General features: G+C 55.7%; 18 protein-coding genes, 4 tRNA genes and 1 other RNA gene. 19 read left to right on the top strand and 4 right to left on the bottom strand.

Annotation, left to right across the window (positions count from 1 at the left end; translation table 11 throughout):
- Positions 1 to 31 precede the first annotated feature (31 nt).
- Both gppA and rhlB read right to left on the bottom strand, forming a co-directional pair.
- Positions 32 to 1,516, bottom strand: a complete 1,485-nt coding sequence (gene gppA, locus OK412_RS17225) for a guanosine-5'-triphosphate,3'-diphosphate diphosphatase (RefSeq protein WP_010671664.1) — start codon at positions 1,514 to 1,516, stop codon at positions 32 to 34.
- 7 nt (positions 1,517 to 1,523) lie between these two features.
- Positions 1,524 to 2,816 (bottom strand): ATP-dependent RNA helicase RhlB, encoded by a 1,293-nt coding sequence (rhlB, locus tag OK412_RS17220; protein WP_022624852.1) that lies wholly within the window; start codon positions 2,814 to 2,816, stop codon positions 1,524 to 1,526.
- Between the two features lie 117 nt (positions 2,817 to 2,933).
- Here rhlB and trxA point away from each other — a divergent pair, with 117 nt between their 5' ends.
- The 19 genes from trxA to OK412_RS17125 all read left to right on the top strand — a co-directional run bounded on the left by trxA (position 2,934) and on the right by OK412_RS17125 (position 18,678).
- On the top strand, positions 2,934 to 3,266 hold the full coding sequence (gene trxA, locus OK412_RS17215; protein WP_003851963.1) for a thioredoxin TrxA: 333 nt from the start codon (positions 2,934 to 2,936) through the stop codon (positions 3,264 to 3,266).
- Positions 3,267 to 3,618: 352 nt separating this feature from the next.
- Entirely contained in the window at positions 3,619 to 4,878 is a 1,260-nt protein-coding gene (gene rho / locus OK412_RS17210) for a transcription termination factor Rho (protein ID WP_010257369.1), read from the top strand.
- A 280-nt stretch (positions 4,879 to 5,158) separates the two neighbouring features.
- On the top strand, positions 5,159 to 6,244 hold the full coding sequence (gene wecA, locus OK412_RS17205) for a UDP-N-acetylglucosamine--undecaprenyl-phosphate N-acetylglucosaminephosphotransferase (protein WP_022624853.1): 1,086 nt from the start codon (positions 5,159 to 5,161) through the stop codon (positions 6,242 to 6,244).
- Between the two features lie 27 nt (positions 6,245 to 6,271).
- Positions 6,272 to 7,321, top strand: coding sequence for an ECA polysaccharide chain length modulation protein (gene wzzE, locus OK412_RS17200; RefSeq protein WP_010257365.1), 1,050 nt, complete (start codon positions 6,272 to 6,274; stop codon positions 7,319 to 7,321).
- A 10-nt stretch (positions 7,322 to 7,331) separates the two neighbouring features.
- Positions 7,332 to 8,462, top strand: coding sequence for a non-hydrolyzing UDP-N-acetylglucosamine 2-epimerase (wecB, locus tag OK412_RS17195; RefSeq protein ID WP_010257363.1), 1,131 nt, complete (start codon positions 7,332 to 7,334; stop codon positions 8,460 to 8,462).
- Positions 8,459 to 9,718 (top strand): UDP-N-acetyl-D-mannosamine dehydrogenase, encoded by a 1,260-nt coding sequence (gene wecC, locus OK412_RS17190; RefSeq protein ID WP_010257361.1) that lies wholly within the window; start codon positions 8,459 to 8,461, stop codon positions 9,716 to 9,718. The genes wecB and wecC overlap by 4 nt, the downstream gene beginning before the upstream one ends.
- Positions 9,715 to 10,785, top strand: coding sequence for a dTDP-glucose 4,6-dehydratase (gene rffG, locus OK412_RS17185; protein ID WP_033780850.1), 1,071 nt, complete (start codon positions 9,715 to 9,717; stop codon positions 10,783 to 10,785). The genes wecC and rffG overlap by 4 nt, the downstream gene beginning before the upstream one ends.
- Positions 10,786 to 10,804: 19 nt before the next feature.
- Entirely contained in the window at positions 10,805 to 11,686 is an 882-nt protein-coding gene (rfbA, locus tag OK412_RS17180; protein WP_010257356.1) for a glucose-1-phosphate thymidylyltransferase RfbA, read from the top strand.
- The gene (gene rffC / locus OK412_RS17175) at positions 11,664 to 12,371 is read left to right on the top strand and encodes a dTDP-4-amino-4,6-dideoxy-D-galactose acyltransferase (protein ID WP_264353385.1); all 708 of its coding nucleotides are present in this window, start codon (positions 11,664 to 11,666) and stop codon (positions 12,369 to 12,371) included. Before rfbA ends, rffC begins: the two co-directional genes overlap by 23 nt.
- A complete protein-coding gene (gene rffA, locus OK412_RS17170; protein WP_111534680.1) occupies positions 12,358 to 13,488 on the top strand; it encodes a dTDP-4-amino-4,6-dideoxygalactose transaminase in 1,131 nt (376 codons plus the stop codon). Before rffC ends, rffA begins: the two co-directional genes overlap by 14 nt.
- Complete coding sequence (wzxE, locus tag OK412_RS17165) at positions 13,488 to 14,738, top strand: lipid III flippase WzxE (protein ID WP_062759456.1); 1,251 nt, start codon at positions 13,488 to 13,490, stop codon at positions 14,736 to 14,738. The genes rffA and wzxE overlap by 1 nt, the downstream gene beginning before the upstream one ends.
- Positions 14,735 to 15,802 carry a TDP-N-acetylfucosamine:lipid II N-acetylfucosaminyltransferase gene (locus tag OK412_RS17160; RefSeq protein WP_264353384.1) on the top strand — a complete coding sequence of 356 codons (1,068 nt, stop codon included), beginning with the start codon at positions 14,735 to 14,737 and terminating at the stop codon, positions 15,800 to 15,802. The genes wzxE and OK412_RS17160 overlap by 4 nt, the downstream gene beginning before the upstream one ends.
- Positions 15,799 to 17,142: an ECA oligosaccharide polymerase gene (gene wzyE / locus OK412_RS17155; RefSeq protein ID WP_033767575.1), complete on the top strand. Its 1,344-nt coding sequence runs from the start codon at positions 15,799 to 15,801 to the stop codon at positions 17,140 to 17,142. The genes OK412_RS17160 and wzyE overlap by 4 nt, the downstream gene beginning before the upstream one ends.
- Before the next feature lie 25 nt (positions 17,143 to 17,167).
- Positions 17,168 to 17,908, top strand: coding sequence for a lipopolysaccharide N-acetylmannosaminouronosyltransferase (gene wecG / locus OK412_RS17150; RefSeq protein WP_031292610.1), 741 nt, complete (start codon positions 17,168 to 17,170; stop codon positions 17,906 to 17,908).
- 158 nt (positions 17,909 to 18,066) lie between these two features.
- Positions 18,067 to 18,143 (top strand) — tRNA-Arg (locus tag OK412_RS17145).
- A gap of 98 nt (positions 18,144 to 18,241) precedes the next feature.
- Positions 18,242 to 18,317: transfer RNA gene (locus tag OK412_RS17140), tRNA-His, on the top strand.
- A 16-nt stretch (positions 18,318 to 18,333) separates the two neighbouring features.
- Positions 18,334 to 18,420: transfer RNA gene (locus OK412_RS17135), tRNA-Leu, on the top strand.
- Positions 18,421 to 18,440: 20 nt separating this feature from the next.
- Positions 18,441 to 18,517: transfer RNA gene (locus OK412_RS17130), tRNA-Pro, on the top strand.
- A gap of 31 nt (positions 18,518 to 18,548) precedes the next feature.
- Positions 18,549 to 18,678: non-coding RNA, RtT sRNA (locus OK412_RS17125), on the top strand.
- 1,195 nt (positions 18,679 to 19,873) lie between these two features.
- On the opposite strand, the gene hemY is transcribed toward OK412_RS17125, so the two are convergent.
- Together hemY and hemX are read right to left on the bottom strand one after the other, a co-directional pair.
- Positions 19,874 to 21,070, bottom strand: coding sequence for a protoheme IX biogenesis protein HemY (hemY, locus tag OK412_RS17120; protein ID WP_264353383.1), 1,197 nt, complete (start codon positions 21,068 to 21,070; stop codon positions 19,874 to 19,876).
- 2 nt (positions 21,071 to 21,072) lie between these two features.
- A complete protein-coding gene (hemX, locus tag OK412_RS17115) occupies positions 21,073 to 22,206 on the bottom strand; it encodes a uroporphyrinogen-III C-methyltransferase (RefSeq protein WP_010257336.1) in 1,134 nt (377 codons plus the stop codon).
- Positions 22,207 to 22,208 lie beyond the last annotated feature (2 nt).

Here is a 22,208-nt window from a genome sequence, read left to right as displayed (position 1 = left end):
GGCGAAGGAGATTCGCCTCACGCGACGGCAATTACGACAGGGTTAATAACCAGTGGACGTAAGACTGATAATGGCTTTCCTGCTCCAGCAGCTCACTGCGCAACGGATGGGCCTCCAGCCAGCCCGCGGGCAGGGTCAGATGCAGGGCATCATCGTCTGCCTGTAGCCGCACCGCAGGCAGGGTGTCATCGCGACGGCGGGTGGAGAAAATAATCGCCAGCCGCAGCAGACGGCACATCCGTTCCGCCAGCCGCGGCGGCAGGGCGTTCTGCTGAGTCAGCAAAGCCAGATCGATGCTGCCGCTCTGGTTTTGCAGTAAACAGGCCAGTAGCTTCTTCTGTGCCGGTGTGAAACCAGGAAGATCGAGGTGACGCACCAGATACGCCGCATGCTGCGGCGCATGACGGAAGTCAACGCTCAGGCCGATTTCGTGGATCGCGCAGGCGCTGAGCAGCAACTCACGACAGCGCTGATCCAGCTTCCACAACGTGGAAACCTGACGGAAAAAGCTCTCCGCCAGCTGACGCACGCGATCCGCCTGCTCAACATCAATGCTGAAACGGCGCTGGACGTTATGCAGTGTACGGGTTCGGATATCCCGGTCGATGGGCAGATGCAGCATGCCGTAGACCAGTCCTTCACGCAGTGCGCCGCCCGCCAGCGTCATGCTATCGATACTGAGCTCCTGGAAGATGGCGATCAGAATCGACAGGCCGCTGGGGAACACCAGCGCCCGCTCCAGCGTCAGCCCTTCGATTTCCAGCTCTTCCAGTTTGCCGCACTGAATGGCGCGCTGCTTCAGCTGCTGCAGCTTATTCAGCGTGATGCGCTCATCCATGCCCTGCGCCACCATGATCTCCTGCAGCGCCTGAACCGTGCCAGAGGCACCAACACAGGCCTGCCAGCCCTGCTCACGCAGTTGCGCTGCAATGGGCTGGATCATTTCACGCGCCGCCAGCTCGGCCTGGTCAAAGTTCTCTTTTGCCAGATGACGATCGCTGAAGAAGCGCTCCAGCCACGTCACACAGCCCATCGACAGACTGAACAACACCGACGCGTGCGATCCGTCGCCAGTGGCCAGCTCGGTGCTGCCGCCGCCGATATCGACCACTAAACGCTGGTCGGAACCGCCGGTGGTGTGGGCCACGCCCTGATAAATCAGGCGCGCCTCTTCTTCACCGCTGATGACGTTGATGGTACAGCCAAGGATCTGTTGGGCGGTGTCGAGGAAGGTCTGCGCATTGGCAGCCAGACGCAGCGTGGCGGTCGCCACCACGCGGATCTGATCGGGGGGAATATCCTGTAGTTGTTCAGAGAACAGTCTGAGGCATTGCCAGCCTCGCGACATCGCGTCGGCTGACAACAGGTTATTTTTATCCAGACCGGCAGCAAGGCGAACCTTGCGCTTAATTTTTGCAACGGTCTGGATACTGCCAGAAACCTCGCGCACCACCAACATATGAAAGCTGTTAGACCCTAAATCAATCGCTGCATAAAGTGACGATGCGCTTAGCATGGTGGCCTTAACCTGAACGTTTACGGTTGTTGTTGCGTGGAGCACCGCGACGATTGGCGTTATTCCCTCCGCGACGCGGGCCATTGCCGGAACGGCTGCGTTGCAGACGCTTAGGCGGCGGTAAATCCGTTAACAACGCTTCGCTGCTGTACTTGCTGACCGGGATGCTGTGGCCGATGTACTCTTCAATCGAAGGCAGATTCAGCGCATACTCTTCACAGGCCAGGCTGATTGAATGACCGCTGGCGCCTGCACGACCGGTACGGCCAATACGGTGAACGTAGTCTTCACAGTCGTCTGGCAGATCGTAGTTAAAGACGTGGGTAACAGCCGGGATGTGCAGACCGCGAGCAGCCACGTCAGTGGCGACCAGAATATCCACATCACCTTTGGTGAAGTCATCCAGAATGCGCAGGCGCTTCTTCTGAGCAACGTCGCCGGTCAGCAGGCCGACACGATGTCCATCGGCAGCCAGGTGGCCCCAGATATCTTCACAGCGGTGCTTGGTGTTGGCGAAAATAATGGCGCGATCGGGCCACTCTTCTTCCAGCAGGGTCTGCAACAGGCGCATTTTCTCTTCGTTAGACGGATAGAAAAGCTCTTCCTGAATGCGATGGCCGGTTTTCTGTTCCGGTTCCACTTCCACATATTCAGCACTGTTCATGTGCTCAAACGCCAGTTCACGGACGCGGTAGGAGAGGGTCGCCGAGAACAGCATGCTCAGACGCTGAGTCGCCGGCGGCATGCGACGGAACAGCCAGCGAATATCTTTAATAAAGCCGAGATCAAACATGCGATCGGCTTCGTCCAGCACCATGACCTGAATAGCACCGAGGTTGACGTGATTCTGTTTCGCGTAGTCGATCAGGCGACCGGTGGTAGCCACCAGAATATCAACGCCCTGCTCCAGCACTTTCAGCTGTTTGTCATAACCGTCTCCGCCATAGGCGAGACCCAGTTTCAGGCCGGTTGAGGCGGTAAGGGGTTCTGCATCAGCATGAATCTGCACAGCAAGTTCACGCGTCGGCGCAAGAATTAATGCCCGTGGCTGGTTAACCTGACGACCTTCCGCCGCAGGATGAGAGAGAAGATGATGAAACGTTGACGTCAGAAACGCCATCGTTTTGCCGGTACCGGTTTGCGCCTGGCCTGCAACATCACGCCCTGAAAGCGTAAAAGGCAGAGCTAACGCCTGAATCGGCGTGCAGTATTGAAAGCCTTTAGTATCAAGGGCTTCCACCACTTTTGGGTGCAGGGCGAAGTCGGAAAACTTCTGTTCAGTTAAGTGTGTTTTGCTCATAGTGTGGTAGAATATCAGCTTACTATCGCTTTACGAAAGCGTATCCGATGAAATAAAGTCAACCAACATTGGTATATTTTACGCCAATTCGCCAGGCATAATCTTGTGGAGTAAAACATGAGCAGCGATAAAATCGTTCATCTGACTGATGACAGTTTCGACACCGACGTGCTGAAAGCCGACGGCGTTACACTGGTAGATTTCTGGGCTGAATGGTGCGGTCCTTGCAAAATGATCGCGCCAATCCTTGATGAAGTTGCAGAAGAGTATGATGGCAAGCTGACCATCGCTAAGCTGAATATTGATGATAACCCAGGCACGGCACCGAAGTATGGCATTCGTGGTATCCCGACGCTGCTGCTGTTTAAAAATGGCGAAGTCGCCGCGACCAAAGTAGGCGCGCTGTCTAAAGGCCAGCTGAAAGAGTTCCTGAACGCCAATCTGGCGTAATTCAGGGCTGAATGTCCGGCAGTGGTGAATTTATCTCCTGCTGCTGGACGTTCGCTTTCAGGCGTGCTAATTTACCAGCACTGCATTACGAACTTACCTTGTAGTTAGCATCTAAAAGTTTTCCCTTGTTGAACCCTGTCGCCCTGTACCTTATAAAGATAGAACGGTTCAGCAATCTTACGGTTAGCTCCAACTCTGGCATCACATTCGGACATCTCCCTGCATACCGATCGCCATTCCATACGATGATCGTCAGGAAGAGCCGAAAAGAGCCATTAACGGCATGGATTAGTTGCCATACCATTCACGACAAACATTCCGAGTATTACCCCGAGTTTAAGAACCCATCACTATGAATCTTACCGAATTAAAGAATACGCCGGTTGCTGAGCTGGTTACTCTCGGCGAAAATATGGGACTGGAAAACCAGGCTCGTATGCGCAAGCAGGACATTATCTTTTCAATCCTGAAGCAGCACGCGAAAAGCGGCGAAGACATCTTCGGTGATGGCGTGCTGGAGATCCTTCAGGATGGATTTGGATTCCTCCGTTCCGGAGACAGCTCCTACCTCGCCGGCCCTGATGATATCTACGTTTCCCCTAGTCAAATCCGCCGCTTCAACCTCCGCACTGGTGACACCATCTCTGGCAAAATCCGTCCACCGAAAGAGGGTGAACGTTATTTTGCGCTGCTGAAAGTTAACGAAGTTAACTACGACAAGCCGGAAAATGCGCGTAATAAGATTCTGTTCGAAAACCTCACGCCGCTGCACGCAAATAAACGTCTGCGTATGGAGCGGGGTAATGGCTCAACGGAAGATTTAACCGCTCGCGTACTGGATCTGGCATCGCCAATTGGTCGTGGCCAGCGTGGTCTGATTGTTGCACCACCGAAAGCCGGTAAAACCATGCTGCTGCAGAACATCGCGCAGAGCCTGGCGCACAACTATCCGGACTGTACCCTGATGGTACTGCTGATCGATGAGCGCCCGGAAGAAGTCACCGAGATGCAGCGTCTGGTGAAAGGCGAAGTTATCGCCTCAACCTTCGATGAGCCAGCTTCACGCCACGTTCAGGTTGCTGAAATGGTGATCGAGAAGGCCAAGCGTCTGGTTGAACACAAGAAAGATGTCATCATCCTGCTCGACTCCATTACACGTCTGGCACGTGCTTACAACACCGTGGTTCCTGCTTCAGGTAAAGTCCTGACCGGTGGTGTGGATGCCAACGCCCTGCATCGTCCAAAGCGTTTCTTTGGTGCTGCACGTAACGTGGAAGAGGGCGGTAGCCTGACCATCATCGCGACCGCGCTGGTTGATACCGGTTCGAAGATGGATGAAGTAATTTACGAAGAGTTTAAAGGTACCGGTAACATGGAACTGCATCTCGCCCGTAAAATCGCTGAAAAACGCGTCTTCCCGGCGATTGATTACAACCGCTCTGGTACGCGTAAAGAAGAGCTGCTCACCTCTCAGGAAGAGCTGCAGAAGATGTGGATCCTGCGTAAGATTATTCACCCGATGGGCGAAATCGACGCAATGGAATTCCTCATCAACAAGCTGGCGATGACCAAAACTAATGATGAATTCTTCGATATGATGAAGCGTTCTTAATCCGATACTGCCTGGCCGAACCACAGATTCGGCTTTTTTAGTCCAGATGCGCAGAAAATCGACCTCACGCCACGTCTCAACGTGGCGTTTTTCATTTGTGAGCTATAGGATTGAACACTGGCAGGAGCATTTATAATGACTGTGGTAGCGATGGCGAACTTTTGACCGTTCGTCTGTCTCTTTATGCAGAATTCGGAATCCGACACAGCGATAGGCGCGTTTTTTCGCGTATTGTTGTGCGGGATGTTAGCTGAGAGCGTTTAACGTGAATTTACTCACTATGAGTACTGAGCTTGGTTTAATTTTTCTCTTTTCCCTGGCTTTCCTCTTTTTTGCTCGAAAAGCAGCTAAAAAAATTGGTTTAGTTGATAAGCCTAACTCACGTAAACGCCATCATGGCGCGATTCCGTTGGTGGGCGGCATTTCTGTGTTCGCAGGTATCTGCTTTACGTTTGCCATTACCAACTACTATCTGCCTCACGCGCTGCTCTATCTGGGCTGCGCCGGTGTTCTGGTGCTGGTTGGCGCACTGGATGACCGTTTCGATATCAGCGTCAAGATCCGCGCGGTGGTGCAGGCGATTGTCGCACTGGTGATGATGTTTGGCGCAAAACTCTATCTGCTTAGCCTGGGCTTTATCGTCGGCCCGTTCGAGCTTATCGTGGGGCCCTTCGGCTATGTGCTGACGCTGTTTGCCGTCTGGGCCGCGATCAACGCCTTTAATATGGTGGATGGGATCGACGGTCTGCTGGGCGGACTCTCCTCGGTCACTTTTGCCGCCATGGGGATCATCCTCTACTTCGACGGCCAGACCAGCCTCGCGATGTGGTGTTTTGCGATGATTGCCGCCACGCTGCCCTATATCCTGCTTAACCTCGGCTTCCTTGGCCGTCGCTTCAAAGTCTTTATGGGCGATGCCGGCAGCACCATGATCGGGTTCACCATTATCTGGATTCTGCTGGAAACGACGCAGGGTCTGAGCCATCCCATCACGCCCGTTACCGCACTGTGGCTTATTGCCATTCCTCTGATGGATATGGTGGCGATTATGTATCGTCGCCTGCGTAAAGGCATGAGTCCATTCTCGGCTGACCGTCAGCACATCCATCATCTGATTATGCGTGCCGGCTTTACCTCCCGTCAGGCCTTTGTACTGATTACCGTTGCGGCGGCCATTCTCGCCGGTATCGGTGTGCTGGGTGAATATCTGGCATTTATCCCGGAGTGGGTGATGCTGCTGCTATTCCTGGGCGCGTTTATGGTTTACGGCTACTGCCTCAAACATGCATGGCGCGTGGCGCGACGTGTCCGCCGCATTAAGCGCCGTCTGAGCCATCATCGCGAAGCAAAAAACAAATTACCCTGAAAAGAGCTGATAAAGGATACCTCTGCCATGCCTTCTGACGTTGTGGACAACGAACTGGATATTCGCAGCTTTTGCTGCCGTTTATGGCGTGGCAAGCGCTGGATTATCGGGCTGGCGCTGCTGTTTGCTCTGGTCGCCTGGCTGGCCACGCTGCTGCTGAAACAGGTCTGGAGCACCACGGCGATCACCGATCGTCCGACGGTGAACATGCTGGGTTCTTACTATGCGCAGCAGCAATTCCTGACCAATCTGGATGTGCGCAACAACGCCTTAACCCTGGCCGCCCCTTCACCTACGGTGATGGATCAGGTTTATCAGGAGTTCACCATGCAACTCGCCTCCTGGGATACGCGTCGTGAGTTCTGGCAGCAAACGGATTATTACAAGAGTCGTAAAACCGGTAATGCGCATAATGATGCCGCGCTGCTCGACGATATGATCGGCAATATCCTGTTCACGCCCGCTGACGCGGCACATAACCTGCCCGATAACGTCAAACTGAAAGCGGAAACCGCTGGCGACGCCAATAATCTGCTGCGTCAGTACATCGCCTATGCCAGTGAGCGCGCCGCGCGTCATCTGAATGATGAGCTAAAAGGTGCCTGGCGGGCGCGTACCGACCAGTTGCAGGCGCAGGTGAAACGTCAGGAAGATGTGGCTAACGCGGTGTTTCAGCGCCAGCAGCATCGACTGGAGCAGGCGCTGAAGATCGCCAGCCAGCAGGGCATTAATGAGAAACAGACGCGTGAAGCGGGTGAAAATCTGGCAGACAGCGACCTGTTCCTGCTGGGCCAGCCCGTTTTACAGGGACAGCTGGATACGCTGCGCGCTACCGGTCCGGAGTTTGATATCAGCTATGATCAGAACAGAGCAATGCTGACCACGCTGCAGACCGGGCCAAAACTGAACAGCCAGTTCCAGACCTACCGTTATCTGCGTACGCCGGAAGAGCCGGTATCACGTGACAGTCCGCGACGTCTGTTCATGATGATTATGTGGGGTGCCATTGGGGCATTAACAGGCGCGGGAGTGGCGCTGGCACGTCGTCCGCGTCTGATGTCAGACACGCATGAGTGAGAGAAACAGTGTGAAAGTTCTGACGGTATTTGGTACTCGTCCCGAAGCGATCAAAATGGCACCGCTGGTTCAGGCGCTGGCGCAGGATCCCGCTTTCGAATCGCGACTGTGCGTCACCGCACAGCATCGCGAAATGCTCGATCAGGTGCTGCGCCTGTTCAAGCTGCAGCCGGACTATGATCTCAATATTATGCGTCCCGAGCAGGGGCTGACCGAGATCACCTGCCGCATTTTAGAGGGCATGAAAACCGTCCTGCTCGACTTCAAACCGGACATCGTGCTGGTGCATGGTGACACCACCACCACACTGGCGGCGAGCCTGGCGGCATTTTATCATCAGATTCCGGTCGGGCATGTGGAGGCCGGTCTGCGTACCGGCGATCTCGCCTCGCCATGGCCGGAAGAGGGTAACCGTAAACTTACCGGTCATCTTGCCCATCTGCATTTCACCCCCACCTCCCGATCGCGTCAGAATCTGTTGCAGGAAAATCTGCCCGATGCGCGCATTATCGTGACCGGCAATACGGTCATTGATGCGCTGCTGTGGGTTCGCGACAGGGTGCTGGATGACAGCAATCTGAATGCACAACTGGCGGCGCGCTATCCGTTTCTCGACCCGGATAAGAAACTGGTGCTGGTCACCGGACATCGTCGCGAAAGCTTTGGTGGCGGCTTTGAACGTATCTGCAGCGCGCTGGCGCAGATTGCCCGCCAGCATCCCGAGGCGCAGATTGTCTATCCGGTGCACCTTAATCCCAATGTCAGCGAGCCGGTAAACCGGATTCTCAGCGGCATTGAGAATATCATTCTGATTGAACCGCAGGAGTATCTGCCTTTTGTCTGGCTGATGAACCGCGCCTGGCTCATCCTCACTGACTCCGGTGGCATTCAGGAGGAAGCGCCTTCGCTGGGTAAACCGGTGCTGGTGATGCGTGACACCACCGAGCGGCCTGAAGCGGTCGACGCCGGCACCGTCAAACTGGTGGGGACCGATATCGCCCGAATCGTGGCGGAGGTCAGCAGCTTGCTGACTGACGACGCTGCCTGGCAGGCGATGAGCCACGCCCATAATCCGTATGGCGATGGCAAAGCCTGCGGTCGTATTTTACAAGCCTTAAAAGATAACCGAGCCGAATTATGAGTTTTGAAACCATCTCCGTGATTGGACTGGGATACATTGGGCTGCCGACGGCAGCCGTTTTTGCCTCAAAGGGAAAAAAAGTGGTGGGCGTGGATATCAACGCGCGCGCCGTTGAAACCATTAATCGTGGCGCGATCCATATCGTGGAACCCGATTTAGATCAGGTGGTGCATGCGGCCGTTACGCGTGGCGATCTGCGCGCCACCACGCAGCCGGAAGCCGCCGACGCTTTTCTTATCGCCGTACCGACCCCTTTTAAAGATGAGCATCAGCCCGATCTGCGCTTTGTGAAAGCCGCGGCGGAGTCGATTGCGCCGGTACTGAAAAAGGGCGACCTGGTGATTCTGGAGTCGACCTCACCGGTGGGCAGCACCGAACAGATGGCCGACTGGCTGGCGGCGGCGCGTCCCGACCTGCGCTTTCCTCAGCACGGTGATACGCCCGATATTTTTGTGGCCTACTGTCCGGAGCGCGTGCTGCCTGGTCAGGTGATGGTTGAGCTGATTAACAACGACCGGGTGATTGGCGGCATGACGCCAGCCTGTTCCGCCCGCGCCAGCGAGCTTTATCGGCTGTTTTTAAAAGGCGAATGCGTTGAAACCAACGCCCGAACCGCCGAGATGTGTAAGCTGACAGAAAACAGCTTCCGTGACGTGAATATCGCCTTTGCCAATGAGCTGTCGCTGATTTGTGCCGATCAGGGTATTAACGTCTGGGAGCTGATTGCGCTGGCGAATCGCCATCCGCGCGTCAACATTCTGCAGCCGGGCCCAGGCGTCGGCGGTCACTGTATCGCCGTCGATCCCTGGTTCATCGTGGCGCAGAATCCTGAATTAGCCCGCCTGATCCGCACCGCGCGCGAGGTCAATGACGCCAAGCCGCAGTGGGTGCTGGACCAGGTGAAAACCGCGCTGGCGGACTGCCTGACACAGACCGGCAAGCGCGCCAGCGATATCACCATCGCCTGCTTTGGCCTGGCCTTTAAACCCAATATTGACGACCTGCGCGAAAGCCCGGCGGTGGGCGTGGCACAGAAAATTGCAGAGTGGCACAGCGGCACCACCTGGGTGGTTGAACCCCATATTGAGCAGCTTGCTGACGCACTGGCCGACAAAGCCGTGCTGGTCTCTGCCGGGCAGGCGCTGGAACAGGCCGATATTCTGGTGATGCTGGTCGATCACCGCGCCTTCCGCGCCATTGATGGTGCCAGCGTTCAGCAGAACTGGATTGTCGACACCAAAGGTGTGTGGCGATGAGGCGTTTTCTGATCACGGGCGGTGCCGGTTTTATCGGTTCCGCACTGGTGCGCTTTCTGATCGCAGAAACCGAACATCAGGTGGTGGTGGTCGATAAACTCAGCTACGCCGGAAATCTGGCGTCACTCGCCAGCGTTGCCGACTCGTCCCGCTTTCATTTTGAGCAGGTCGATATCTGCGATCGCCCGGCACTTGATCAGGTGTTTGCCCGTCATCAGCCAGACTGTGTGATGCATCTTGCGGCTGAAAGCCATGTGGATCGTTCAATTGACGGGCCGTTGGCCTTTATCGAGACCAATATTGTCGGGACTTATCAGTTGCTGGAAGCCGCGCGTTTTTACTGGCAAAACCTGGATGACGCGCGCAAAACCGCCTTTCTGTTCCACCATATCTCGACCGATGAAGTCTTTGGCGATCTGCATGACAGCCAGGCTTACTTCACCGAAACCACACCTTATGCGCCAAGCAGTCCTTACGCCGCCAGCAAGGCCAGTAGCGACCATTTAGTGCGGGCCTGGCTGCGAACTTACGGTCTGCCCACGCTGGTCACCAACTGTTCAAATAACTACGGCCCCTGCCATTTCCCGGAGAAGCTGATCCCGCTGACCATCATCAATGCGCTGGCCGGGAAAGCCTTGCCGGTTTACGGCAACGGACAGCAGATTCGTGACTGGCTCTACGTCGAAGATCACGCCCGCGCACTCTATCAGGTGGTCAGCCATGGCAAGCCAGGCGAAACTTATAATATTGGCGGCCATAACGAGCGACGCAATATTGAGGTGGTTGAAACTATCTGCAGCCTGCTTGAAGAGCTGGCCGCAGAGCAGAAACCTGCCGGGCTGGCGCATTACCGCGACCTGATTACCTATGTCACTGACCGCCCCGGTCACGATCAGCGCTATGCCATTGATGCCAGTAAAATCGCGCATGAACTTGGCTGGGTACCGCAGGAAACCTTTGAAAGCGGCATGCGTAAAACCGTGGCATGGTATCTGGCCAATCCCACCTGGTGGCAGGCTATTCTGGATGGCCGCTATCAGGGCGAACGCCTTGGCTTATCGCAATAAACCCGCGTAAGGAGCAGCGATGAAAGGCATCATTTTAGCGGGAGGGTCGGGCACGCGGTTACACCCGATAACCCGTGCAGTATCAAAGCAACTTCTGCCGGTTTACGACAAACCGATGATCTACTATCCGCTCTCCGTGCTGATGCTGGCGGGTATTCGCGACATCCTGTTAATTACCACGCCGGAAGATCGGGCGCAGTTTGAACGGCTGCTGGGCGATGGCAGTGAATTTGGGATACGCCTCAGCTATGCGGTGCAGCCAAGTCCCGATGGGCTGGCGCAGGCCTTTATCATCGGCGAATCCTTTATCGGCGAGGATAATTGCTGCCTGGTTCTGGGTGATAACCTCTATTTTGGCCAGGGCTTCAGCCCCAAGCTCCGGAAAGTTGTTGAACAGAATCGTGGCGCAACGGTGTTCGGCTATCAGGTCATGGACCCGGAACGTTTCGGCGTGGTGGAGTTTGACGATAACTTCAAGGCGATCTCGATTGAAGAGAAACCACAGCAGCCGAAATCGCGCTGGGCAGTAACCGGGCTCTATTTTTATGACAATCAGGTTATTGAATTCGCGAAACAGGTGAAACCCTCAGCGCGGGGCGAGCTGGAAATCACGGCCATTAACCAGATGTATCTGGAGCGTGGTGAGCTGACGGTCGAACTGCTGGGACGAGGTTTTGCCTGGCTGGATACCGGCACACACGACAGCCTGGTGGAAGCCAGCATGTTTGTGCAGACGGTGGAAAAACGTCAGGGCTTCAAAATTGCCTGCCTGGAAGAGATTGCCTGGCGTAACAGCTGGCTGAGTGATGACCAGCTGCGGGCCGCGGGTGAAGCGCTGACAAAAACCGGCTACGGCCAATACCTGCTGGATTTATTACATGCCCGTCCACGTCAATATTAATCCCCTTAGCTGGGAGAGCGCATTCTTCGGTGTGAATACCGTGCGGCTGGAGCCGCAAGGTGACATTCCGCTGGAACAGGCGCTGCGTCATCCCTGTGCGCTGATGCAGATAAAAGTTGCTGCCAGCGAGACGGCGCTGATTGATACGCTGCAGCAGCATCAGTTCCGGCTGGCAGAAGGCGAGGCAGATCTGACGCTGGCGGTGAAACAGACTGAACGGCAGACGGGAATTCGCATCGCGCGCGAAGCCCAGATTCCGCTACTGCGCGATGCTGCCTCACAGCTCTTTAGCCAGAGTCGTTTTCGCGCGCCCTGGTATGCGCCGGACGCCAGCGGACGCTTTTATGCGCAGTGGATTGAAAATGCGGTGCGCGGGGCGTTTGACGATCAGTGTCTGGTGGCAAGCGATGCCGCGGGTCAGCTGCAGGGATTTGTTTCGCTGCGCGCGGTGGATGGCGATGCCCGCATTGGCCTGCTGGGCGTACTGCCCGACGCGCAGGGCCAGGGGCTGGGTCAGCGACTGATGCTGGCAGCAGCAGACTGGGCGCGGGTACGACAGCTGACTCAGCTTCGGGTTGCTACCCAGCTCAGCAATCTTACGGCGATGCGCCTCTATTTACGCAGCGGTGCCCGGCTCGACAGCACCGCGTACTGGTTTTACAGGAAAGGTCATGATTCCATTTAATGCGCCCCCGATTGTGGGCACAGAAATTGAGTATATGCAGTCGGCGATGAACAGCGGCAAGCTGTGCGGCGACGGTGGATTTACCCGTCGCTGTCAGCAGTGGATGGAGCAGCGGTTTGGCAGCAAAAAAGTGCTGCTGACCCCCTCCTGTACCGCTTCGCTGGAGATGGCGGCGCTGTTAATCGATCTGCAGCCCGGCGATGAAGTGATTATGCCGAGCTACACCTTTGTCTCTACCGCCAACGCCTTTGTACTGCGCGGCGCCCGCATTGTGTTTGTCGATGTGCGCCCGGACACCATGAACATTGATGAAACGCTGATCGAAGCGGCCATCACTGAAAAAACCCGCGCCATTGTGCCGGTCCATTACGCAGGCGTGGCCTGTGAAATGGACACCATTATGGCGCTGGCGGCAAAGCATAAGCTGTTTGTGATTGAAGATGCGGCGCAGGGCGTGATGTCACGCTACAAAGGTCGTGCGCTCGGCACCATCGGTCATATTGGCTGCTTCAGTTTCCACGAAACCAAGAACTACACCGCCGGCGGCGAAGGTGGCGCGACGCTCATTAACGACGCCAGCCTGGTCGAGCGCGCCGAGATCGTGCGGGAAAAAGGCACCAACCGCAGTCAGTTCTTCAGGGGTCAGGTCGATAAATACACCTGGCGCGATATGGGATCGAGCTATCTGATGGCCGATCTGCAGGCAGCCTATCTCTGGGCGCAGCTGGAAGCCGCTGAACGTATCAACCAGCAGCGGTTACGCATCTGGCAGCGTTATTACGATGCGCTGCAGCCGCTGGCGGCTCAGGGACGCATCAGCCTGCCGGTGATCCCCGCCAGCTGTGAACACAATGCGCACATGTTCTATATCAAACTGCGCGATCAGGACGATCGTCAGGCGCTGATAAACTGGATGAAAGAAGCCGAGATACTGACGGTGTTTCACTATATTCCGCTGCACAGCTCGCCCGCCGGTGAGCGGTTCTCGCAGTTTGTCGGGGACGATCGCTTTACCACCCGGGAAAGTGAGCGCCTGCTGCGTCTGCCGCTGTTTTATAACCTGTCGGATAACAATCAGAGCACGATTATCAGCTCACTGCTGAGCTTCTTTTCCTGATGTCATTAGCCAGAGCCTCAGTGTGGACCGCGTCGTCCACGCTGGTAAAAATTGTGGCCGGCCTGCTGGTCGTCAAACTGCTGGCGGTCAGCTTCGGACCCGAGGGTGTCGGCCAGGCGGGGAACTTCCGTCAGTTGATCACCGTGCTGGGCGTGCTGGCGGGCGCAGGCATCTTTAATGGCGTCACCACCTATGTGGCGCAGTATCAGCAGCAGCCCGAGCAATTGCGGGCGATGGTGGGCACGGCATCAACCATGGTACTGGGCTTTTCCGGTGTGCTGGCGCTGCTGTTTCTGCTGGCGGCGGCACCCATCAGTATCGCGCTGTTTGGTCACGACCGCTATCAGGGCGTCATCCGCGTGGTGGCCTTTCTTCAGCTCGGCATCGCCTGGGCCAACTTTACCCTGGCGCTGCTGAAGGGCTATCGCGACGCGCGCGGTAATGCGCTGGCGCTGATTCTCGGCAGCCTGATTGGCGTGGCAGGCTATCTGCTCTGCTGGTGGCTGGGCGGCTATCAGGGCGCGCTGACGGGTCTGGCGCTGGTGCCGGCTTTGCTGCTGCTGCCTGCACTCCTGATGCTGAAACGCCGTGCGCCGCTGCCGCTTAGCTGGCTGCGACCGCAATGGCATCCTGAGCTGGCCCGTAATCTGGCAAAATATACGCTGATGGCGCTGATCACCGCCGTGACCCTGCCGGTCGCCTGGGTGCTGATGCGTAATCTGCTGGCGGCGCAGCAGGGCTGGGCACAGGTCGGATTATGGCAGGGCGTCACCAGCATTTCCGATGCCTATCTGCAATTTATTACCGCGACGTTTAGCGTCTGGCTGCTGCCGACGCTGGCGCGGCTGGATAACAAACGCGACATCGCGCGCGAGATTGGCCGTGCACTGCGCTTTGTCCTGCCCGCCGTGGCGGTTGCCAGCCTGGGTGTCTGGGTACTGCGCGATTTCGCCATCAGCCTGCTGTTCTCTGAAGCGTTTCGCGGGATGCGCGATCTCTTTGTCTGGCAGCTGTGCGGCGATGTTTTTAAGGTCGGCGCCTATGTTTTCGGATATCTGGTTATCGCCAAAGCCTCGCTGCGCTTTTATGTTCTGACTGAGATCAGCCAGTTCCTGTTGCTGACCCTGTTTTCACGCTGGTTGATCCCGTTACATGGCGCGACGGGTGCGGCGCAGGCCTATATGTTTACCTATATGGCTTACTTTGCCCTGTGTTGTGGCGCTTTTATTGTTTACTGCCGGAAAAAATGACTTTAATTCACGTTTTGGGATCGGACATTCCCCACCACAATCTTACGGTGCTGCGCTTTTTCAACGACGTACTCAGCGTTGAGCAGCCTGCGGCTGCGCCACGTCATTTTATGGTGGTGACGCAGCAGCCTGAGAGCCTGGCGCCGTTCAGTGCGTTGCAGATCGAGTACTTTACCAGCAAGAAAGTGCTGGCGCAGGCGGTACTGCAGCGGGCCAGAAATCGTCAGCAGCGTTTTTTCTGCCACGGACAGTTTAACCCGTGGATCTGGCTGGCGTTACTCAGCGGTAAGCTGCGTCGTTCACAGCTCTTCTGGCACGTCTGGGGTGCCGATCTTTATGAAGATTCGCGCAGCCTGAAGTTCCGTCTGTTCTATCTGGTCCGCCGGATAGCGCAGGGGCGGGTTGCACAGGTTTTTGCCACCCGGGGCGACCTGCATCACTATCAGCAGCGCCATCGGCGCGTACCCGGTTCACTGCTCTATTTTCCCACCAGAATGCCCGCCGCAGCCGTTGAATCTGTCCCGTCGGAGCCTTTTACGCTGTTGCTGGGCAACTCGGGCGATCCGAGTAACCGGCATATCGAAGGTTTAAAAGCGATTCACGCGCAGTTTGGCGAGCAGGTGCGTATCGAGGTCCCTTTGGGCTATCCGCCAGGTAATGAGGCTTATATCAGCCAGATTCAGGCCGCTGCCGATGCGCTGTTCCCGAACGGTCAGGTGAATCTGATGCGTGAAAACCTGGCGTTTGATGATTACTTAGCCCTGCTGGCGCGCTGCCATGTCGGCTATTTTATGTTTGAACGTCAGCAAGGGGTGGGAACACTCTGCCTGCTGATTCAGGCCAACGTGCCGTTTGTCCTGACCCGCAAAAATCCATTCTGGCGTGATGTGGCAGAGCAGCAGCTTCCGGTATTGTTCAGCGAAGATACGCTGTCGCCTGCGGTGATCGCCGAGGCACGTCGTCAGCTGATGAGCTGTGATAAACAGGCTATCGCCTTTTTTTCGCCGGGTTATCTGGCGGGCTGGCGAGCCGCGTTACAGCTCAGCGAAGGGGAGTTGTCATGAGTCTTATGCAGTTTGGCGGCCTGCTGGTGGTCTATCTGCTGTCGCTGGTTTTTATTCTGACCCTGACCTGGCGGGAGTTTAAGCGCGTCCGTTTTAACTTTCATCTGTTCTTCACGCTGCTGTTCTTACTGACCTTTTACTTCGGCTTCCCGCTGACCTCCGTGCTGGTGTTTCGCTTTAATGTTGAAGTGGTGCCGGTTGAGAACCTGCTGGAGGCGCTGCTGTCGGCCACGGCGTTTTACGCCATTTATTACGTCAGCTATAAAGTGCGGCTGAAACCCGCCAGCGCGTCTCCTGCGAAGCCCTGGCTGCAGATGAATCGCGTCGAAACCCATCTGACCTGCGTGATCCTGGCGCTGGTGGCGCTGGGTACCGTGACGGTGTTCTTCATTCATAACGGTTTTCTGCTGTTCCGCCTGACCGCCTATAACCAGATTTTCTCCAGTGAAGTGTCGGGTGTAGCGCTTAAGCGCTTCTTCTATTTCTTTATTCCGGCGATGCTGATCCCCTACTTTTTGAGCCCGACACGCCGCAACTGGCTGCTGTTCCTGGTGGTGACCGTTGCCTTTGGTTTACTGACCTACGCGCTGGTGGGCGGTACCCGAGCCAATATCATTATTGCGTTTGCCCTGTTCCTGTTTATCGGGATTACCCGTGGCTGGATCACTTTGTGGATGCTGGCGACGGCAGGCGTGCTGGCGATTGCAGGAATGTTCTGGCTGGCACTGCGCCGCTATAACCTCGACGTTATGGGCGATGAAGCGTTCTATACCTTTCTGTATCTGACGCGTGATACCTTCTCGCCGTGGGAGAATCTCGCCTTGCTGCTGGATAACTACGCCAGAATTGAGTTTCAGGGGCTGGCACCGCTGTGGCGTGATTTCTACGTTTTCATTCCGACCTGGCTCTGGCCGGATCGGCCGCTGGCAGTGTTAAACAGTGCTAACTACTTCACCTGGGAAGTGCTGAACAATCATTCTGGCCTGGCGATTTCACCCACGCTGATAGGGTCGCTGGTGGTGATGGGCGGCGTCTGGGCGATTCCGATCGGTGCGGTCGCGGTAGGGATGATTATAAAAGCCTTTGATGCAATCTATCAGCGTGGCTGTCTTGAGACCAACCGTTACACCGGCGCCATCCTGCAAAGCTTCTGTTTTGGCGCGGTCTTTAACATGATCGTGCTGGCACGCGAAGGCCTTGATGCGTTCGGTTCACGCGTGGTGTTTTTCTGCATCATTTTTGCTGCCTGTCTGGGCATGGCTAAATTACTTTTCTGGTTACTGGATCGCGCAGGTTTGATTCGCGACCGCAGCAGGCGGGTGTTGCACAGCCCGCTCTGAGTAGCCTCTGGGATTGACGGAAGATATGACAAAGTTAACTGAGACGCCGCAGTACCGGATCCGCGGCGTTGAGTTGTATGGCTTCGAAAACATGCCGTCGGCGGTGAATTTTCTGATGCCGCCGCAGAGCGTACGCAGCGGTATTTTAGTGGCGATTAATGCGGAGAAGATCCTGACCGCTGAGCGGGATGAGGGATTACGTACGCTGTTAGCGCAGGCGGAATATGCATACGCCGATGGCATCAGCATTGTGCGCTCGATTCGTAAAAAGTATCCACACGCGTCGGTGCAGCGCATTGCGGGTGCTGATTTATGGGAAGCGCTGATGGAACGCGCCGGGCGGGAAGGGACGCCTGTGTTTCTTATCGGCGGTCGTCAGCAGGTGCTGGATGAAACCTGCGATAAGCTACGTCGTCAGTGGAATGTGAATATTGTCGGGGCGCAGGACGGCTATTTTGCGCCAGCCGATCAGGATGCGCTTTTTGCCCGGATTGCGGCCAGCGGCGCGAAGCTGGTGACTGTAGCGCTGGGGTCGCCCCGTCAGGAGCTGTTGATGCTGGCGTGCCGTGCGCACTGGCCTGATGCGCTCTATATGGGCGTGGGTGGAACGTACGATGTTTTCACCGGCCATGTGAAGCGAGCGCCTGAGATCTGGCAGCGGTTGGGGCTGGAGTGGCTCTATCGTCTGATTCGGCAGCCTGGCCGCCTGCGCCGGCAATTAAAACTGCTTAAATATTTGCGCTATCACTGGCGTGGCGATCTCTGATATTGCTGATAAATGCCGTATTTTTACGCGTTGTGAGAGAGGAAATGCACTATTTGTCGACAAAATGCACAAAGCGTAATCAAACGCGTCTTTTTATTTAAAAAGCACTAGACACGATGGGCGCTTATCTCTAGTATGCACATCCGCAACGGCGCTACGCGCCCGTAGCTCAGCTGGATAGAGCGCTGCCCTCCGGAGGCAGAGGTCTCAGGTTCGAATCCTGTCGGGCGCGCCATATCGTTTGTGCGCATGAGCTTCGGTGGTTGATTTACCGCGGTTGGCAGTAGAGATTTAAATGCTGCAGGTTTTTAACTTGTGACATTAAGTATTGTGGTGGCTATAGCTCAGTTGGTAGAGCCCTGGATTGTGATTCCAGTTGTCGTGGGTTCGAGTCCCATTAGCCACCCCAGATTTTGCTGGGAAACGCGAAGGTGGCGGAATTGGTAGACGCGCTAGCTTCAGGTGTTAGTGTCTTAACGGACGTGAGGGTTCAAGTCCCTCTCTTCGCACCAGGCAAAACAGTTAAAAAAATCGGCGAGTAGCGCAGCTTGGTAGCGCAACTGGTTTGGGACCAGTGGGTCGGAGGTTCGAATCCTCTCTCGCCGACCATTTTAGAAACCTGTCTGAAAAGACAGGTTTTTTTTCGTCTGCAGAAAAGAGGATGAGGACCTCCGAAGGAGGTTTGAGCCGAGCGTAGCGAGACAACGTTGCTTCAGCAACGGCCCGAAGGGCGCTGCTCGCAGAGCAGAGTAATCCTCTCTCGCCGACCATTTTAGAAACCTGTCTGAAAAGACAGGTTTTTTTTCGTCTGCAGAAAAGAGGATGAGGACCTCCGAAGGAGGTTTAGGTGGGTACAGCTAAATAAGTTTGCTGTAAATCCGAGCCTGCGAAGGGAACATGGTCAGATCGGAAAGTCGCTTAAGCCATCCATGGCCGCTCGGCCCACACGATTACGCACCTCATCCCTGAGGTGCGCCCGTAAACGGGCCAACGCTTTGCGTTGTTCAAAAACGCTCCCGGCGTTTTTGTCCCTGGCGTGGGACGCTTTCCTCTTCTGACCATGCTCCCTGCGCGTTGAGCTTATGCGCTGTCGTCAGATGCATCCGGGTTTAGATCTGTCATTTGTCTGAAGCGTCCTTGTAAGTATCAGATGCGTCTGCCATACGTGAAGCGAAGGGAGCATACGCCTGTAGCAAAGCATCGCGCCGCCCGGATAAAAACGCCAGGAGCGTTTTTGAACAACGCAAAGCGTTGGCCCGGCTACGGGCGCACCTCAGGGATGAGGTGCGTAATCGCCCGCGCTGAGCCCGCCAGGGATGGCGTCTTTTGCGTCTTTGCGAAAGGCGTATGCTCCCTGAAGCCCGCACAGCAGTGAGAGCGGGCTGCTTGTTAGCTAATCCTTTGATGCCAGCTCACCCTTGATTTCGTCAGTTGTCAGATAAAGTTGCTTAAACAGTAGCAACAGCGTCGTGAATTGCCGACAAATAAGTCATTGTTATTGTTGAGTTCACAGAGAGATTTGCCTTGCTGTCTCCATTCAGAGACAGAGAAAATGCCAGCTGTCGCTGGATACCGACATTTCCCGACAGGCCTGTTGAATGAAGCTTTGAGCTAATTCTTTAACCTGCTGATTTATTGTGATTTTAAAAATAATCATAAACCTGGCATGGCTTGTGCAATACTTCTGCTGTAGATGCTCATTCCACCTCTTATGTCTGCTGATGCTACATAAACCTGGGAATGATGCAGAGCCAATTTTAGGTACCTGTTGTCTGCCTGCCTGTATCGCGAAAGCCTTACAGGGTTAACAGACACCACGTTGAGTCAGGTACCTCCCGGTTGTCTTACCGACCTGATCTTACACCTGCCACTGGCAGGTGTTTTTTTTGCCTGCGAAAGCGTGCTGGCAGATTGCGGGCACAAAAAAGCCGGGCAAGCCCGGCTTTATCAGGTATGAAAAGAGGATCAGGCGTTGGGATTGTTCTTCAAGGTGAGCAACAACCCTTCACGACGCATCTTCGCCGCTTCTTCCGGGCGACGCAGACGATCATAAACATCCGCCAGCCATGCATAATCAAACGCGTCAGGACGCTGTGCCAGCGCCTGCTGCAGTGCCTCAGCAGCCTGCTGCCATTCACCATGACGCATCAGCAACTGCCCCAGCGTACTGTGCAGCAGCGGTGTTGCGCCGTGTTGTTTGATTTGCTGGCGCAATACTTTCTCCAGCGCTTCCGGATTACCGCTTTTGATACAAGGCATCAACAGTACCAGACGATCGTCATAATGACGCTTGAGGCCCTCCAGCACGATCGATTGCGCGGTGTCGTGATCGTTGCATTCAATCAGATGATCCGCCATGGCCACCTGCAGCGTCGTTTCCTGACGGGTTTTGCGGCTCAGATCGTTCCACCAGCGCTTCAGCCCATCGCTGCCCTGGTCAGCCATCGCCTGATTCATCAGACCCAGCCAGGCTTGCTGCTGTAACGCATCACGATGCAGCTCATCGCCGACCTGCGCCTTCTGCATGGCGGGCAGAATATCCAGCAATGCACTCCAGGCACCAGTACGGACATACGCCTGTTCGGCCAGGCGCAGCACTTCAGGATGACGCGGTGCCACTTCCAGCAGACGGTCAATGCTATGACGCGCAGCATGATCTTCGTTACGTGCCAGCTGAATACGTGCGCGGGCAATTTCTACCGGAATGGTGTTGCTCTCCGACAGCTCTGCAGCACGTTCAAGATGCTGATTGGCACGGATTTCATCACCACGCTGTTGCGCAGCTTCTGCTGCCAGCAGGTAGTTCGCCACCGGCACATCAGCGTGATCGGCATCTTTAGAAAGCAGTTTTTCCACCTGACGATGATCGCCTTCTGCCAGCTTCATCAGCGCCGACTGAGTATGACGCTGGGCGCGACGGCGTTTACGTCCGGTAAACCAGCCACGGGTACGCGCGCCGGTGTGCAGCACGCGGCGCAGCAGCCATTCCACGGCCAGAATCACCAGCAGGCTGAGGATGAGGATAATGACCAGGCCGGTGACGCTGGTTTCGATATTCCAGTTATCGGTCTGAATCAGCACGTAACCCTGATGACCGGCAATCATCGGTCCCAGCACTACGCCAGCAATCAGCAGGATAAAGAGGATAAATACCTTAAGCATGCTTAGCCTCCCTGCTGATTAGCAGCGGCAGAAGGTTGCGCTAACAGGTTCCGGACGCGGGTCTGCATCAGCTGTTCCAGCAACGGCTGACTTTCCAGGTTATCCGGCAGGTCCATATTGATGTTCTGCTGGCTCAGCTCATCCAGCTGGGCAAGGAAGGCTTTGGTAGCGGCATCATTGGTGTCGTACCAGGCGCGAACCCATGCGGACACGGTGTCGATAGATTGTTTATAAATCTCATCCTGATGACGCGGTACCGCCTGAGCAGCAATCAGCAGACGCGAGCGGATATTCTCACGCAGGTAAACATCCTGATTAGGTGCCAGCAGCGGCTGGGCGGTGTTATCGCGGCGGCGGATGGTAATAAAATCATCCATAAAGTTATGCCAGCTTTTCACCAGATTCTGACGCCATTCGCGCACGGAACCTGACAGTTCACCGCCATCGCTGTCCATCGGCGCATCATCGCTGTCATTATCGGCCAGACGCAGATTATCAACGTTGTTCGACAACTGGTTCAGTTTGAGGATCACGCCGTCATAATCGACCTGCGTAACCGAAGAGAGGTTACTGATATCCTGGGTCAGCGCACGACGCACATTCATGACGCTGGGATCGTTCATGTCGGCCAGGCTGGCATCGGCGCTTTTCAGCAGAGCAGCGGCGGTGGTGACATCCTGGTCGCTCCAGAGTTTGCGGCCAGCCAGTTTCACCAGATAGTCCGCCTGTGCCAGCAACCAGCTGCGCACGTCGTTGCCAGAAATCACGGCCACTTTTTCACGCAGGGTTTCCAGCTCTTTTGCTGACGCGTTCTGCTGTGTCTGGGCTGTCTGCAACGCGGTTTCAGCGCCGCTCAGTTGCTGAGTCAGCTGCTGTTTGTCGCTGCTGGCCTGCTGTTGCAACGCGCTTAATTGTTCGCTCAGCTTCTGATTGGTTTGTGCCTGTAAATCAGCCTGATGTTTCCCGTTAAGGTATAAACCCGCACCAATCGCCAGCGCAATCACAATCGCAACTGCACCCAGCACCATGCCACCATTTTTCGCATTACGCGGTGGTGTGCTGTTGCTGGAAGGAGAGCGGTCGACCGCTGGGGTGGTTTCTTCAACCATGGCGGAGGAGTCTTTTTGTTCCGTCATAT

It is taken from the genome of Pantoea sp. JV6, assembly GCF_025910055.1.
Classification (GTDB): Bacteria; Pseudomonadota; Gammaproteobacteria; order Enterobacterales; family Enterobacteriaceae; genus Pantoea; species Pantoea agglomerans.
Note: the sequence above shows the minus strand (reverse complement) of the source record. Positions and strands in the feature narration are given on the sequence as shown.

Coding starts and splice junctions, on each gene's coding strand:
- trxA (WP_003851963.1), top strand. CDS start 2,934: ATGAGCAGCGATAAAATCGTTCATCTGACTGATGACAGTTTCGACACC.
- wecC (WP_010257361.1), top strand. CDS start 8,459: ATGAGTTTTGAAACCATCTCCGTGATTGGACTGGGATACATTGGGCTG.
- wzxE (WP_062759456.1), top strand. CDS start 13,488: ATGTCATTAGCCAGAGCCTCAGTGTGGACCGCGTCGTCCACGCTGGTA.
- wecG (WP_031292610.1), top strand. CDS start 17,168: ATGACAAAGTTAACTGAGACGCCGCAGTACCGGATCCGCGGCGTTGAG.
- gppA (WP_010671664.1), bottom strand. CDS start 1,516: ATGCTAAGCGCATCGTCACTTTATGCAGCGATTGATTTAGGGTCTAAC.
- rffG (WP_033780850.1), top strand. CDS start 9,715: ATGAGGCGTTTTCTGATCACGGGCGGTGCCGGTTTTATCGGTTCCGCA.
- rfbA (WP_010257356.1), top strand. CDS start 10,805: ATGAAAGGCATCATTTTAGCGGGAGGGTCGGGCACGCGGTTACACCCG.
- rhlB (WP_022624852.1), bottom strand. CDS start 2,816: ATGAGCAAAACACACTTAACTGAACAGAAGTTTTCCGACTTCGCCCTG.
- hemX (WP_010257336.1), bottom strand. CDS start 22,206: ATGACGGAACAAAAAGACTCCTCCGCCATGGTTGAAGAAACCACCCCA.
- rffA (WP_111534680.1), top strand. CDS start 12,358: ATGATTCCATTTAATGCGCCCCCGATTGTGGGCACAGAAATTGAGTAT.
- wzzE (WP_010257365.1), top strand. CDS start 6,272: ATGCCTTCTGACGTTGTGGACAACGAACTGGATATTCGCAGCTTTTGC.
- hemY (WP_264353383.1), bottom strand. CDS start 21,070: ATGCTTAAGGTATTTATCCTCTTTATCCTGCTGATTGCTGGCGTAGTG.
- rffC (WP_264353385.1), top strand. CDS start 11,664: ATGCCCGTCCACGTCAATATTAATCCCCTTAGCTGGGAGAGCGCATTC.
- rho (WP_010257369.1), top strand. CDS start 3,619: ATGAATCTTACCGAATTAAAGAATACGCCGGTTGCTGAGCTGGTTACT.
- OK412_RS17160 (WP_264353384.1), top strand. CDS start 14,735: ATGACTTTAATTCACGTTTTGGGATCGGACATTCCCCACCACAATCTT.
- wzyE (WP_033767575.1), top strand. CDS start 15,799: ATGAGTCTTATGCAGTTTGGCGGCCTGCTGGTGGTCTATCTGCTGTCG.
- wecA (WP_022624853.1), top strand. CDS start 5,159: ATGAGTACTGAGCTTGGTTTAATTTTTCTCTTTTCCCTGGCTTTCCTC.